12 protein-coding genes are annotated in these 14145 nt (G+C 61.4%); 4 read left to right on the top strand and 8 right to left on the bottom strand.

Annotation, left to right across the window (positions count from 1 at the left end):
* Positions 1-47: 47 nt before the first annotated feature.
* Positions 48-641, bottom strand: coding sequence for a GNAT family N-acetyltransferase (locus WYH_RS05190; RefSeq protein ID WP_046902993.1), 594 nt, complete (start codon positions 639-641; stop codon positions 48-50).
* A 192-nt stretch (positions 642-833) separates the two neighbouring features.
* Here WYH_RS05190 and purC point away from each other — a divergent pair, with 192 nt between their 5' ends.
* The 4 genes from purC to purQ all read left to right on the top strand — a co-directional run bounded on the left by purC (position 834) and on the right by purQ (position 5657).
* A complete protein-coding gene (gene purC / locus WYH_RS05195) occupies positions 834-1637 on the top strand; it encodes a phosphoribosylaminoimidazolesuccinocarboxamide synthase (protein WP_046902994.1) in 804 nt (267 codons plus the stop codon).
* Between the two features lie 143 nt (positions 1638-1780).
* Positions 1781-4645, top strand: coding sequence for a M16 family metallopeptidase (locus WYH_RS05200; RefSeq protein ID WP_053833658.1), 2865 nt, complete (start codon positions 1781-1783; stop codon positions 4643-4645).
* 92 nt (positions 4646-4737) lie between these two features.
* On the top strand, positions 4738-4977 hold the full coding sequence (gene purS / locus WYH_RS05205) for a phosphoribosylformylglycinamidine synthase subunit PurS (protein ID WP_046902995.1): 240 nt from the start codon (positions 4738-4740) through the stop codon (positions 4975-4977).
* On the top strand, positions 4977-5657 hold the full coding sequence (gene purQ / locus WYH_RS05210) for a phosphoribosylformylglycinamidine synthase subunit PurQ (RefSeq protein WP_046902996.1): 681 nt from the start codon (positions 4977-4979) through the stop codon (positions 5655-5657). The genes purS and purQ overlap by 1 nt, the downstream gene beginning before the upstream one ends.
* Before the next feature lie 15 nt (positions 5658-5672).
* On the opposite strand, the gene WYH_RS05215 is transcribed toward purQ, so the two are convergent.
* The 7 genes from WYH_RS05215 to WYH_RS05245 form a co-directional block, all read right to left on the bottom strand.
* The gene (locus WYH_RS05215; RefSeq protein WP_046902997.1) at positions 5673-8024 is read right to left on the bottom strand and encodes a putative bifunctional diguanylate cyclase/phosphodiesterase; all 2352 of its coding nucleotides are present in this window, start codon (positions 8022-8024) and stop codon (positions 5673-5675) included.
* 183 nt (positions 8025-8207) lie between these two features.
* Complete coding sequence (locus WYH_RS05220) at positions 8208-8591, bottom strand: Na+/H+ antiporter subunit G (protein ID WP_235979901.1); 384 nt, start codon at positions 8589-8591, stop codon at positions 8208-8210.
* A 4-nt stretch (positions 8592-8595) separates the two neighbouring features.
* Positions 8596-8865 (bottom strand): K+/H+ antiporter subunit F, encoded by a 270-nt coding sequence (locus WYH_RS05225; protein ID WP_046902998.1) that lies wholly within the window; start codon positions 8863-8865, stop codon positions 8596-8598.
* Entirely contained in the window at positions 8862-9353 is a 492-nt protein-coding gene (locus WYH_RS05230; RefSeq protein ID WP_046902999.1) for a Na+/H+ antiporter subunit E, read from the bottom strand. The genes WYH_RS05225 and WYH_RS05230 overlap by 4 nt, the downstream gene beginning before the upstream one ends.
* Positions 9350-10867, bottom strand: a complete 1518-nt coding sequence (locus WYH_RS05235) for a monovalent cation/H+ antiporter subunit D (RefSeq protein ID WP_046903000.1) — start codon at positions 10865-10867, stop codon at positions 9350-9352. The genes WYH_RS05230 and WYH_RS05235 overlap by 4 nt, the downstream gene beginning before the upstream one ends.
* Positions 10864-11247 (bottom strand): Na+/H+ antiporter subunit C, encoded by a 384-nt coding sequence (locus WYH_RS05240; protein ID WP_046903001.1) that lies wholly within the window; start codon positions 11245-11247, stop codon positions 10864-10866. Before WYH_RS05240 ends, WYH_RS05235 begins: the two co-directional genes overlap by 4 nt.
* Positions 11244-14093 carry a monovalent cation/H+ antiporter subunit A gene (locus WYH_RS05245; protein ID WP_046903002.1) on the bottom strand — a complete coding sequence of 950 codons (2850 nt, stop codon included), beginning with the start codon at positions 14091-14093 and terminating at the stop codon, positions 11244-11246. Before WYH_RS05245 ends, WYH_RS05240 begins: the two co-directional genes overlap by 4 nt.
* Positions 14094-14145 lie beyond the last annotated feature (52 nt).

Consider the following 14145-nt stretch of genomic DNA (forward strand, 5'->3'; position numbering starts at 1 on the left):
CTCCACCGGACAAGGCGGTCAACTTCGCCGTAGTGCAAACGGCCATCTCAACTGCCGAGCGAGCACATCCAGTACTGCATGATCTTGCCCGTTTCCTCTTCCTCGCCCCATTCCTTCCAGGCGAGTTCAGTGGTGAGGTTCGGCACTTTCACATAACCGCGTTTGCGCCAGAAACCGTCCAGCGGACTGTAATTGCGCGGCCGTGCCGGATGATCTTCCGGCCGGACAACGGCTGCAAAGGCGGCATGGCTTGCCCCGGCTTCCCGCGCGGCCGATTCCCGCTGATCGAAAAAGGCGTGACCGATGCCCTGCCCGCGATATTCCGGCAGCAACACGCTTTCCCCGAAATAGAACAACCGCGCCGTATCGTATCCGTGCCGTTCGAAGGGATCGCGGAATTCGTCTTTCTGCAATGCCATGGGCGATGCAGTGGCGGCGCCGACCACACGTTCCCCATCCATCGCCGCGATCAGCACGCTGCCGGGCGCATCGGCGAATTCGCGCAGATATTCCATCTCATATTCGGGCGTGCCAGCGTAGAGATAGGGAAAATCGGCAAACACCGTGATGCGCAATGTGGCGAGATCCGGCAATCGCCGAAAAATATCTCCGCCGGTCAACCTGGCGATAGTGACATTCATTGCCGGCCGCCCCCGATCTGATGGCCCGATGGTTAACGGGCTGACTAGTCGCAAGCCTTTCGCGGTGCAATTGCCTTCGGGGTGAATTCCGCCTATATGATCGCACCAACGCCCCGGCCACGCGTTTCATGCTCTGATAGAGCAAGGATCCGCACCGCCGGGGCGCAGTTTTTTCAAGCAGGATGCATGCGCATGTCACGCCGCCGGCAGATCTACGAAGGCAAGGCCAAGATCCTTTACGAAGGCCCCGAACCGGGCACGCTTATCCAGTATTTCAAGGATGATGCGACCGCGTTCAACGCCCAGAAAACCGGGACGATCAACGGCAAGGGCGTGATCAACAACCGGATATCGGAACATGTCTTCACCAGGCTTTCCCATATCGGCATCCCGACTCACTTCATCCGCCGGCTGAACATGCGGGAACAATTGGTGCGCCAGGTGGAAATCATTCCGCTGGAAGTGGTGGTGCGCAATGTGGCCGCCGGTTCGATCTCCAAGCGGCTGGGCCTGGAAGAAGGCGAACCGCTGCCGCACACGCTGATCGAATATTATTACAAGGCGGATGAATTGAACGATCCGCTGGTGGCGGAAGAACATATCGCCTGTTTCGGATGGGCCAATAACGAGGAGATGCAGGACATCTCCGCCATGGCGATCCGCATCAATGATTTCATGTGCGGCATGTTTGCGGCGATCGATATCCGGCTGGTCGATTTCAAGCTGGAATTCGGCCGCATCTGGGATGGCGATTACAGCCGCGTGATTCTGGCCGACGAAATCAGCCCCGACAATTGCCGCCTGTGGGACATGTCGACCGGCGAAAAGCTGGACAAGGACCGTTTCCGCCGTGATCTTGGCGGCGAGGAAGAGGCGTATCAGGAAGTCGCAAGGCGGCTGGGCCTGTTGCAGAATGATGATGGCGGTCCGGGCGAAGTTCTCGATCTGACTGCGCATCGCAGCAAGCTGCGCACCAGTACCAAGCCGAAGAAATAGGCTTCTTTCTGCTTTGTTGCGGCGCGGCATTTTAATTGCCGCGCCGCAAATTCATCCATGCCGCAATGGATACGGCCGATTCCGGCACGTTTCCGCGACAGACCATTGCCCGTTCACAATATGTGGGCCAAGGAATGGGACATATGTTCCGTTTCCTGCTTGCCGCATTCCTTGCCATCGCCATTCCGCTTCAGGGGCCGATACTGGCCCGCGAACAGGCGAGCGTGCCCACCGCCCCGGCACCGGAAACCGGCTGGCCATTTCCCGAAACCGATCTTCCGGTGGATCCTGCCTACCGCTTCGGCGTGCTGGACAACGGGATGCGCTACATCATCCGCCCGAATGGCACGCCCGCCGGACAGGGCATGGTCCAGTTCTGGGTCCATGGCGGCTCGCTGGATGAAAAGGAGGACGAACTCGGCTTCGCCCATTTCATCGAACACATGGCCTTCAACGGATCCGCCAATGTCCCCGAAGGGGAGATGATCAGGCTGCTGGAACGCGAAGGGCTGGCCTTTGGCGCCGATACCAATGCCTCCACGGGTTTCGACACCACGCTCTACAAGCTGGACCTGCCGCGCAATGATCCGGCCCTGCTGGACACGGCGCTGATGCTGATGCGTGAAACAGCCAGCAATCTGACCTTCGATCCGGAAGCGGTCGAACGGGAAAAAGGCGTGGTCCTGTCGGAAATGCGCGTGCGCGATACCTATTCGATGCGCAGCACGCTGGATGCGTTCAAGTTCATTTACCCCGATGCCCGTTTCCCCAACCGCCTGCCCATCGGCACGCAGGAAACACTGGAAAATGCCACGGCAGAGGGGCTGCGCAGCCTCTGGCGCCGTATCTACCGCCCGGACAATACCGCCGTGATCGTTATCGGCGATTTCGATGCGGATGAGGTGGAAGCCGCGATCCGCGATCATTTTGCCGATTGGCAGCCCCTGCGCAAAGTGCCCCAGCCCGCCGCCGGCCCGATCGATCCAGACCTGCAGGGGCAGACGCGGATCTATATCGACCCCGCCCTGGCGGAACGCATCACCGTGTCGCGCATGGGACCGTGGCAGGAGAAGGTCGATTCCCTTGCCTTCCGCAAGCAGAATGTCCGCCGTCAGCTGGGCTACCAGATCATCAATCGGCGGCTTCAGCGCCTGACGCGCATGGAAGATCCGCCCTTCCGCAGCGCCAGCCTCGTTACGGGCGAAGCCTTCGAGGCCGGGCGGACGACCAATCTGGTGGTTGATGCCGGGGACGGGGAATGGCGCCGCGCCCTGGCCGCGGCACAGGCAGAATATCGCCGGGCGCTGGAATTCGGCTTCAGCGACGCGGAAGTGGCCGAACAATTGGCCAATCTGCGCACCGCACTGGAAAACAACGCCGCCGGCGCCGACACGCGCAACAATGCCAGCTTTGTCATCGCCGCACTGACCCTGCTGGAAGACGAACAGGTGCCGACCACCCCGGCCAGCGCCCTCGCCCGGTTCGAAGCGCATTTGCCGGAGATTACGCCGGAAAATGTGCTCGCCTCGCTGCAGGAAGAACTGGTCCCGCTCGATAATCCGATGATCCGTTTTGAAGGCCGGACCCCGCCGGAAGGGAGCGAAGAAGCGTTGCGCGCGGCCTGGAACGAAGGGATGAAGGCGGAACTCGCGCCGGAAGATGCCGCCGAATTCGCGGATTTCGCCTATGGCGAATTCGGCCCTCCCGGAATGGTTTTGTCGGACGAGCGGGAGGGCCTGCTCGGCATTCGGAAGATCGTCTTCGCCAATGGGCTGAAACTCAACCTCAAGCCCACCGATTTGCAGAATGACCGGGTTTCCGTGCAATTGAACATCGATGGCGGGGAATTGCTGAACACGGCGGAGGACCCGCTGGCCACGGCAATGGTCAATGTCCTGCCGTTGGGAGGCCTTGCCAAACATTCGATAGACGAACTGCAATCGATCCTGGCCGGCCGCAGCGTTGGCTTTTCCATGATCGCGGACGAGGATCGTTTCCGGCTGTCCGCCACCACAACGCCGCGCGATCTCGATCTCCAGCTGGAATTGTTCGCCGCGGCGATCAGCGATCCCGGCTATCGCCCGGAAGGCGAAGCGCAATATCAACGCAATATCGCCAATTTCTTCGCCAGGCGCACTGCCACGCCGGAAAACGCCCTGTCCAATGAACTGGGCCGAATCATTTCCGATGGCGATCCGCGCTTCACCCTGCAACCGCAGGAGGCCTATCAGGATCTCAGCTATGCCCGCCTGCGCGATGTCATTACTGACCGGTTGGCCAGTGGCGCAATGGAACTGGCCATTGTCGGCGATTTCCACGAGGACGAGGTGATCGGCATGGTTGCCCGCACGCTGGGCGCCCTGCCCCCGCGGGAAGGCGAATTCCGCACCTACGACCAAGCGCGCCAACGCAGCTTCACCGCCGATCGCAGCGAATATGTGCTGTATCATGATGGCAAGGCCGACCAGGCAGTTCTGCGCATGACATGGCCGACCACGGATGACCGTGATTTCCGCGAATTGCTGCGCCTCGAATTGCTGGAGCGGGTTATCCGTCTGGAACTGACCGACAAATTGCGGGAACAATTGGGGCAAACCTATTCCCCCGGCGTCGCTGCCGACCAGTCCCGCACCTATCCCGGTTACGGCACTTTCGCGATTGCCGCATCGCTGGACGTTGCCGATGTGGACGCTGCCCGGCAGGCGATCCTGGAAACGATCGGGGACATGATTGCTGCGCCAGTGGACGAAGATGTCATTCTTCGCGCCCGCCAGCCCTTGCTGGAAACCTATGACAATGCGCTGAAGACCAATGCCGGCTGGATGAGCCTGGTCGATCGTGCGCAGACCGAACCCGAACGGCTGGAACGATTCCTCAGCGGGAAGGAAACTTTGTCTTCCATCACCGGAGAGGATATTCGCGCGGCGGCCGAACAATATCTTCAACCGCATGAGCGGGTCGAGATCGTTGTGCTGCCTCGTCAAGCCGGGGATAAGACCGCGCAATAGACCGGCCCGAACTGCACCTGCCCCTTGTCCGCTGCGCCTGCAATCGCCATAGGCTCGGCGGCGTAAGCTTACTCCGTTGAAAGGCCTGCCCGATGAAGGTCCGCATTCATGTCAGCCTCAAGCCCGGCGTTCTCGATCCGCAGGGCCGCGCCGTGCATCATTCGCTCGAAGGACTCGGCTTTACCGGCGTCGAGGATGTGCGCGTCGGCAGGCTGATCGAACTGGAAGTTGCCGATGGCACCAGCGATGAAACGCTGGACGATATGTGCCGGAAGCTGCTCGCCAATATGGTGATCGAAAACTACCGCATCGAGAAACTGGAGACGGCCTGATGAGCGGTTTCCGCGCGGCGGTGATCACATTTCCCGGATCCAATTGCGATCGGGACATGGCGATGGCGCTGGAACAGGTATCGGGCACTGCGCCGATCCGTGTCTGGCATGGCGATGCGGATCTGCCGGAACGGCTGGATTTCATCGCGCTGCCCGGCGGCTTTTCCTATGGGGACTATCTGCGTTCCGGCGCGATGGCGGCCAACAGCCCCATCATGCGATCCGTGGTGAATGCGGCGGAACGCGGCGTGCCGGTCCTGGGCGTATGCAACGGCTTCCAGGTGCTGACCGAAGCGCGCCTTCTGCCCGGCGCCCTGATGCGCAATTCGGTGCAGACCTTCATCTGCCGCACTGTCACGCTGACGGTGGAAAACAACCAGTCGCTGTTTACCGGCGGATATGAGGCCGGGCAGTCCATCCGCATCCCCGTTGCCCATCACGACGGCAATTATTTCGCTGACGAAGAAACGCTGGACCGGCTTGAGGGCGAAAGCCGCGTTGCTTTCCGCTATGCGGAAAACTGCAATGGCTCGCGCCGCGACATTGCCGGGATCCTGAACGAAGCGGGTAATGTGCTGGGCATGATGCCGCATCCGGAAAGGGCGATCGAGCCTGCCCAGGGTGGCACCGATGGCAGGATATTGTTTGAAAGTGCGATCAAGGGGCTGGTCGAAGCCTGATCGCCACGCCGCCCATCAGGCGGCAACGATCCTGCGCTTGCGCACCAGTTCCAGCGCCTCTTCCGCACCGATTGGGCGACCGAAGAAATAGCCCTGTATCTTGTCGCATCCGAGGGAGCGGACCAGTTCCACTTCTTCCTTCGTTTCCGTGCCTTCGGCGGTCGTGGCCATATCCAGGCTTTGCGCCATGGCCACGACTGCCCGAATGATGGCCAGACTTTCCCGGCTGCCCTGCGCGGCCCCTTGCACGAAACTGCGATCGACCTTGATGGTCGAAAAATGCAGCTTGCGCAGATAGCCGAGCGAGGAATAGCCGGTTCCGAAATCATCCAGGGCGATGGAACAACCCAGCGCCATGATTTCTTCAAGCGCCTGCCGTGCGGTGCGCGCATCGCGCAGGAAGATGCTCTCCGTCACTTCCACTTCTAGGCGGTTTGCCGGCAACCCGCTGTCGGCCAGCGCCCGCACCACGCTTTCTGAAAAGCCCGGCTCCAGCAATTGCTCGCCCGAAACATTCACGGCGACCTTCATGTCGCTCGGCCATTTTACGGCGTGGCGGCATGCCTCGTGCAGCACCCATTCGCCAATCGGCACGATCAGGCGCGTGTCTTCCGCAAGTGGGATGAACTTGCCCGGGCTGACAAAGCCATGTTCCGCACTGTTCCAGCGCAGCAAGGCTTCGAAGCTGACGACTTGTTCGTCCTTCGCGCTGACCACGGGTTGGAAATTGAGCAATAGCTCATTGCGGCCCACCGCGTGACGCAGAGCCAGTTCAAGCCGACGGCGTTCCTCCGCATCAGCGTGCAGCGAAGGTTCATATGTCCGGTATTCGCCGCCGCCGTCATCCTTCGCCCGGTAGAGCGCGAGGTCGGCATTGCGCATCAGCGTTTCCACCGTCGTGCCATCCCGCGGCCCCACGGCGGAACCGATACTGGCGCCGATGTAAAGCGTGTGATTATCGACATCGTAAGGCTGGGAAAGAGCCTTGATAACCGTGGTCGCGACCTTTTCGATGCGATCCTTGTCCGCAGCGTCACGGATCACGATCGCGAATTCGTCCCCTCCCAGACGGCCGCATTTCTCGTTCTCGGTCATCACTGACTGCAACCGCTTGGAAACCTGGGCAAGCAGCCGGTCGCCAATCTGGTGGCCAAGGGAATCATTGACCGATTTGAAGCGATCGAGATCGACCATCAGGAAGGCGCAACTGGTCTTCCACTGATCGGCATAGCGCATGGCCTCTCCCAGCGCCTCGGTCAGCATCAGGCGGTTGGGCAGTCCGGTCAGCGTGTCGTAACGGGCAAGATAGGCAATCTTCTCGTCCGATTCCCGTTGTTCGGTGACATCGGACCCGACCCCGCGAAAACCTGCGAAATTGCCCTTGGAATCGGTAATCGGCGTGCCGGACAATTCCCACCAGCGACGCCCGCCGGCGATATCTACCTGCACCAGCATGTTGGAGAAGTTCTCCCGCCGGGTCAGCATTTGCGTCAGTTCGTGCAGGCTGGGGGCGAACTTGCCGCTTGCCCAGCTTTCGCCGGCAATCAATTCGATCAGGGACTTCCCATTGATCGTATCCGGTTCGCTGCCCAGGGCATAGGCAAAGCGGGGCGAAGCTGAGCGAACCCGGCGATTGACATCGACCTGCCACAGCCAGTCCGCTTCATTCTCCTGAAATTCACGCAGCAGCAGCGATACGACTTCGTCCTTTTCCGCAACGCCGGCCTCGGCAATGCGCGCGGAAAGATAAGTCCTGGCAGCCGTCAGCGTGCCGCCGATCGCCACGGCAAGAAAAGCAATGACCGCAGCGGCAAATTCAATCTGACCGCGAAAGAGGAAGTTGAGCGCAGCCGCACCGCCCGCCACCGTGGCGAAAGTGATGGCCCCGATCGGCGCGGCAGACATGGTTGCAGTCGATCCGGCGATCAGCATGGCAATCAGCGTCCAGAGCGCCAATTGTTCGCCGGAATCCCCGTGTGGTGCAAACAGCGTCAGGGCAAAGGCCCATACAAATGCGCAGGCGGCAACGCCCAGGGCCTGACGCCGGAAATCTTCCCTGGTCATGGATCGGCGGCCGATATCGGCTAGGCTTCGATCGATGCGATGGCCATTTGCCAGTGCAAGACCCAGGGTGACCAGCCAGATCAGTATCTGCCAGAGGGGCACATCGCCCATGAAAAGGCCCAGCGCGATGACCGCAGCCAGCAAGTGGGCAATGGTCCGCGTCAGGCCCATCTGGTGCAGACCGGCATATTGCAAGGTGCGCAAGCGCGACCAGCCGCCCTCTTCAGGGTCCCGCAGGCCGACAATCTGCAGCGGCGTCAGCCGCAAAGGCAGGCTCGGCAAGTCGGAATGATTTCCCGCCACGGAATCGGCGCTAGTGAAAAATGGTTAGCACCCAGTAAATCCGGCCTGCACTTTGTTTTGAAACAACAAAGTAGTTCGGTATCTATCAATCGAAAGTACCGGGGGCGCTGGCGATTATTAGGATTATTGCCCGGTCACCAGCGGCCCATCACTTTCCTGCCACATCGGCTGGCGGCCACGGACCTATGCGTCACCCTTCCAGAATGTTGCCCAGCGATCCTTTTCCGGCAGCCCTTCCTGGATATCATCCGCGGGATTGGGATCAATGTCATGGGTCTGCCTGTGCAGATGCGCCTTCGCGACCATGTTGGCCGTTATCGGCGCCGCGATGAACAGGAAAATGGTTATCAGCAATTCATGGGCTGAAAACCGCCCCCCGAAGACAGGGAAATAGACCACCGAGGCAAGCAGGATACCGCCCACGCCAAGCGTCGTGGCCTTTGTCGGCCCATGGAGCCGCGTCATCAGCGATGGAAGGCGGAACAGCCCCCAGGAACCGATCAGGGCGAATGCCCCGCCCAGCAGGATCAGAAAGGCGACAAGAATTTCGGCGATGGTTTCCATCATGGCGTTACTCCACAATATCGCCGCGCAGCAGGAACTTGGTGTAAGCCACCGTCCCCACGAAGCCGACCATGGCAAGAAGCAGCGCTGCTTCGAAATAGAAGCCGGTATTTTCATAGATGCCGAACAGGACGATCAATGCGATCGCGTTGATCAACATCGTGTCGAGAGCGAGGATTCGATCCCCCCTCGACGGGCCGAGGAAAAGACGCAGCGCATTGAGTACGATGGCCAATGCGATCATCAAGGCCCCGGCGCTTATCGCAAAATTGATCATCGGTAGATTCTCTTCAATCGGGCTTCGTAGCGGGATTTGATGCGGGCAATGTCCGCCTCCTTGTCTGCCACGTCCAGCGCATGGACGAGCAGCGCCTTGCCATCACCTGATACATCGGCCGAAACGGTGCCCGGCGTCAGGCTGATTGTGCCCGCCAGCGCGGTGATCGCCTCCGGCTGGCGCACGTCGAGAGGGATGACCAGCCAGGCCGAGCGGAGATTCCTGTTGCGTTTGGTCAGGATGATCCAGGCGACCTGGAAATTGGCCACCACGATATCCCACAGCACAATCAGCAAATATTCCAGCATCGGCCAGCCGAAGCGGAGAACGGGCTTGTCGCGCCAGTAGGATGAAGTGAACAGCGGCACCACTATGCCAACGATGATCGCCATGATCACGGCCCCCCAGGACAGGGAATTGGCCAGAAGCACCCAGAAAATCGCCAGCAATCCGCTCAGTGCGGGATGGGGAAAAAGCCGCTTCATCATGACCCGCTCCTGTCCGTGCCAAGCACCGCATCGATATAGGCGCCCCGGTCATAGATCTGCTGCACCGTGGCTTCGGCATAATCGGATGCCGGGCCGGCAAAAACAGTCAGGGCGGCAAGCAGGGCAAACAAGCCCCAGGCAGGCACGAAGACGCGGGGCTGCAGGGCTTTTGCCCCCGGGATCATCTCCCCGTCGGCGCTCTTCCAGAACAGCGTGCTGCCCGCCCTTGCCAGCCCCAGAATGGCGAGGAACGTCCCGCCCAATATTGCCCCCCAGATCCATGGCGCGGCATGGTTGGCGGCCGTGGCGTCAAGGATGAGGAGCTTGCCGATGAAGCCCGACAGCGGTGGCAGGCCTGCCATCGCGATCGCGGCCAGCAGGAACAGGGCCGAAAGCTGCGCCATCCCCGCGAACGGCGCCCCCGGACGCAGCCAATCCTCCCCCTCGGACCGGCCGCGGACGATGAGGTCTGTCACCAGGAACAGCATGGCCCCGGCGAGCGTGGAATGCGGCAGGTAATAGAGGGCCGCCGAGGTGGCAGCAGGTTCGAAGACGCTTACCGCGACGAGCAGCGTTCCCGTTGATCCGATGACCGCGAAGGCCGAAAGCACGCGCATCCTGCGGGCGGCCAGCACGCCGATGAACCCTGCGGCAATGCTCAGGATCGAGGCGGGAAGCATCCAGCCTGCCGGCGCCCATGCCACCGCGCCTGCATCCTCCCCGAAGATCAGGATGGTAACGCGCAATATGGAATAGACCCCCACCTTGGTCAGAATGGCGAAGAGAGCGGCAACAGGTGCGCTGGTGCGCGCATATGTCTGCGGCAACCACAGATGCAGCGGCAGCAATGCCGCCTTGAGCGCGAAGACAGCCATCAGCAATTGCGCGCCTGCCCGGATCAGCGGTTGATCGCCGGGCGAGGCCTCCGCCACGCGCTGGGCCATGTCCGCCATGTTGAGCGTGCCGGTAACGCCGTAGAGAATGCCCACCGCGATGAGGAAAAGCGTCGAGCCGACAAGATTGACCACGACATATTTAACGCCCGCATGGAGCCTTTCCGCCCCCTGCCCGTGCAGCATCAGCCCATAGGAAGCGATCAGCAGCACTTCGAAGAATACGAAGAGGTTGAACAGATCGCCCGTCAGGAAAGCACCGTTGAGGCCGAGAAGCTGGAACTGGAACAGCGGGTGGAAATGCCAGCCGCGCCGGTCCAGCCCGGTCATCACCGCATGGCCGAGCACAGCCAGCGCGAGCAGGCTCGTCAGAAGGACCATCATCGCCGACAGACGGTCCAGCACCATGACGATGCCGAAGGGCGCCGGCCAGTCCCCCAGTTCATAGGTGCTGATCGTGCCGTCGCGCGCCGAAAGGAACAGCAATAGCGCGCTGATCAGGATGACCAGCGTGGAACCGAGCGACAGCCTGCGTGCCCAGCGGGACAGGCGGATCGGCCGGAACAGGCACAGGGCGGCGATAATCGCCGGAACCAGAATCGGAACAATCATCAGGTTCATCGGGCGTCGCCCTCGCCCTTGTGCCGTCCATCGCGGGGCATGGCCTGATCCTTCGGCTCTGCATCGACATGGTCGGATCCGCTTTCCAGATATGCGCGCAAGGCGAGCACAACCACGAGCGCGGACATGCCGAAGGAGATCACGATTGCGGTCAGGACCAGTGCCTGCGGCAAGGGATCGGTATAGCCCGCCGCCTCAGGATCGTAGATTGGCGGCTGATCGACGACGAGCCGCCCCATGGAAAACAGGAACGCGTTGATCGCATAGGACAACATGGCGATGCCCAGCACCACCGGAAAGGTCCGTCCGCGCAGCGTCAGATAAATGCCGGCCGCGGTCAGCGCACCGATAGCGCTGGCGACAAGGAATTCGACACTCATCGGCCTGCTCCTCCCGGTCGTGAGGGGTCGATGTCCATGGGGTAATCCGTTCCTTCAAGCTTTTCCGCCCTTTGCGCAGCACCGGAAAGCTGCGCCAGTGCGAGCATGACCGCGCCAACCACGGTCAGCGCCACGCCGATATCGAACAGCAGCGCCGTGGCCAGTTCGATCTCGCCAATCAGCGGTATGTGGAAATAATCAAAGCCACTGGTCAGGAAGGGCTTGCCGAAGGCGAGCGCCCCCAGCCCCGTGGCCGCGGCAATCAACACGCCGAAGGAAATCAGCGCGTGCCGTTCCGTACGGCGCCGCCTCTCCGCCCATTCAAAGCCGGATGCCATGTACTGGATCAGCATGGCGATGGAAAAGACCAGCCCGGCGATGAAGCCCCCGCCCGGCATGTTGTGGCCGCGCAGGAAGATATAGAGCGCAACCACCATCGCCATCGGCAATATCAGGCGGCTGGCCACGACCAGCATCATCGGATGCCGTTCCGGCGAACGGATGAGATCGGGAATCCAGGCCAGCAGCCGCTGTCCCGAAGCACCCCATACCGCCGTCTTGAGCAGGGCGTAGATGCCCAGCGCCGCGATACCCAGCACGATGATTTCGCCAAACGTATCGAAACCGCGGAAATCGACGAGGATCACATTGACGACATTGGTTCCCCCGCCGCCATGCTTTGCCTCTGCCCAATGGAAGGCGGAGATCGGATCGTTCGGCTGGCGCGTCATCACTGCATAAGCGAGCCAGGCAACCCCCGTGCCCGCCGCCGCCGAAAGCACGCCGTCCCGAACCCGGCGCGGCACCGAACAGGTCGAAGGCGGCGCCTTCGGCAACAGGTTAAGCGCGAGCAGCAGCAGCAGGATCGTCACCACCTCGACCGAGATCTGCGTCAATGCGAGGTCGGGGGCCGAAAGATAGACGAAGCAGAGCGAGACCACGAGCCCGATCACGCTGATATAGACCAGGGCGAGAAAGCGATGCCCTTCGGACATGATGACCGCGACTGCACCGGCGAGCAGCGCAAGCCAGGATATGATCGCCACGGGTGATGCCGCTAACGTGTCACGCGTGCCCGGCATATAGCCGCCCACGCTCATCCCCTCGATACCGAGCAGCAGCGCGGCCGCAAAGAAGACGAACAGCGTGCGCGGCAGGGAGCCGTTATGGACGATGTCCGTTACCTTGCGGCTGGCCGCGACCAGCAGGGAGATCCCGCTATCGAACAGGCGCTTGGCCACCGGCAGGGGCAGGCTGCGCCAGATGCGGGAGACAACGCCATACCGCCAGAGCAGGAATATACCGCCCGCCACCGCGATCGCACTCATCAGGAGAGCCGGGGTGAAGCCATGCCACAGGCTGAGATAATAATCGGGCAATTCCTGCCTGGTGACCGCGCCGGAGACGGATCTGACCAGCGCATCCGCCATCACGGCCGGGAAAAGCCCGATCAGCACCACCAGCACGACCAGCACGGCAGGCGGCCCCCACAGGCCGATCCCCGGATCGTGCGGCTTGCGCGGATAATCATCGCGCCGGGGCCCGAAATAGACATGCATCACATAACGGAAGGAATAGGCCGCAGACAGCAATGCGGCGACGGTCACGATGACCGGCAACAGCCACGCCATGCCCGCCCAGCTTGTGTGGGCAGCCTCTTCCAGCATCATCTCTTTTGAAATGAAGCCGTTGAACGGAGGAAGGCCCGCCATGGAAAGGGCCGCGATAGTGCCCAGCGTGGCGGCAATCGGCATCAGGCCCGCAAGCCCGCCCAGGCGCCGCGCATCCCGCGTGCCAACCTCGTGATCGACAATGCCCGCATTCATGAACAGGGCAGCCTTGAAGGTGGCATGATTGATGATGTGGAACACGCCCACAACCGCCGCCATCGGCGTTCCGAAACCGAACAGCATGGTCAGCAGGCCGAGATGGCTGACCGTGGAATAGGCAAGCAGCCCCTTCAGATCATTCCTGAACAATGCAATCGCGGCACCGATCAGCATGGTGATGAGCCCGGTCGTCGCCACCAGATAGAACCACAGATCCGTCCCCGAAAGCACGGGCCAAAGCCGGGCCATCAGGAAGACGCCGGCCTTCACCATTGTCGCGCTGTGGAGATAGGCGCTGACCGGCGTCGGCGCGGCCATGGCGTGCGGCAACCAGAAATGAAACGGAAACTGCGCCGACTTGGTGAAACAGCCCAGCAGGATCAGCACCAGCGCCACGGGATAGAGCGGCGATGCCTGCACGATCTCGCGCGAGGAGAGTATCTCGGTAAGATTATACGATCCCGCGATATTGCCCAGCAGCACCATGCCGGCAATCAATGCCAGCCCCCCGCCTCCGGTAACTGCCAGCGCCATGCGCGCGCCCTGGCGCCCTTCGGGCAGATGCCGCCAGAAACCGATCAGCAGGAAGGAAGACAGGCTGGTCAGTTCCCAGAACACCAGCAGCAACAGGATATTGTCCGAAATCACGATGCCCAGCATCGCGCCCTGGAACAGCATCAGGAAACTGAAGAAGCGCCCCGAAGCCTCCGCCGCGGAGAGGTAGAAGGCAGCGTAGATGATTACCAACAGGCCGATACCAAGAATCAGCCCTGCGAACAGCAGCCCCAGCGGATCGAGGAAATAGCTGGCATCCAGGCCCAGCGCCGGCACCCATGGGAACCGATGGGCAATGACCTCTCCCGCCAGGACAGCGGGCGCCCGCATGAGAACCATGATGAGCGCCGCGCTCGAAAAGGCGGCCGCGATTGCGGCCTGAATCTTGCGCCCCGCCCGGGATGCAAATCCAACCGCCACGGCCCCCAGGAACGGGAGGAGTGATATTGTAACCAAATCCAAAATGCGGCTCCGGGTATCTGGCCGTGCGAATGCCGGCCGACTTATTCTCTTT

This window comes from Croceibacterium atlanticum, assembly GCF_001008165.2.
In the GTDB taxonomy this organism is placed as follows: Bacteria; Pseudomonadota; Alphaproteobacteria; order Sphingomonadales; family Sphingomonadaceae; genus Croceibacterium_C; species Croceibacterium_C atlanticum.

Bases quoted from the DNA above. Each gene is read 5' to 3' on its own strand.
- WYH_RS05190 (WP_046902993.1), bottom strand. From the start codon at position 641: ATGAATGTCACTATCGCCAGGTTGACCGGCGGAGATATTTTTCGGCGA.
- purC (WP_046902994.1), top strand. From the start codon at position 834: ATGTCACGCCGCCGGCAGATCTACGAAGGCAAGGCCAAGATCCTTTAC.
- WYH_RS05200 (WP_053833658.1), top strand. From the start codon at position 1,781: ATGTTCCGTTTCCTGCTTGCCGCATTCCTTGCCATCGCCATTCCGCTT.
- purS (WP_046902995.1), top strand. From the start codon at position 4,738: ATGAAGGTCCGCATTCATGTCAGCCTCAAGCCCGGCGTTCTCGATCCG.
- purQ (WP_046902996.1), top strand. From the start codon at position 4,977: ATGAGCGGTTTCCGCGCGGCGGTGATCACATTTCCCGGATCCAATTGC.
- WYH_RS05220 (WP_235979901.1), bottom strand. From the start codon at position 8,591: ATGATGGAAACCATCGCCGAAATTCTTGTCGCCTTTCTGATCCTGCTG.
- WYH_RS05225 (WP_046902998.1), bottom strand. From the start codon at position 8,865: ATGATCAATTTTGCGATAAGCGCCGGGGCCTTGATGATCGCATTGGCC.
- WYH_RS05230 (WP_046902999.1), bottom strand. From the start codon at position 9,353: ATGATGAAGCGGCTTTTTCCCCATCCCGCACTGAGCGGATTGCTGGCG.
- WYH_RS05235 (WP_046903000.1), bottom strand. From the start codon at position 10,867: ATGAACCTGATGATTGTTCCGATTCTGGTTCCGGCGATTATCGCCGCC.
- WYH_RS05240 (WP_046903001.1), bottom strand. From the start codon at position 11,247: ATGAGTGTCGAATTCCTTGTCGCCAGCGCTATCGGTGCGCTGACCGCG.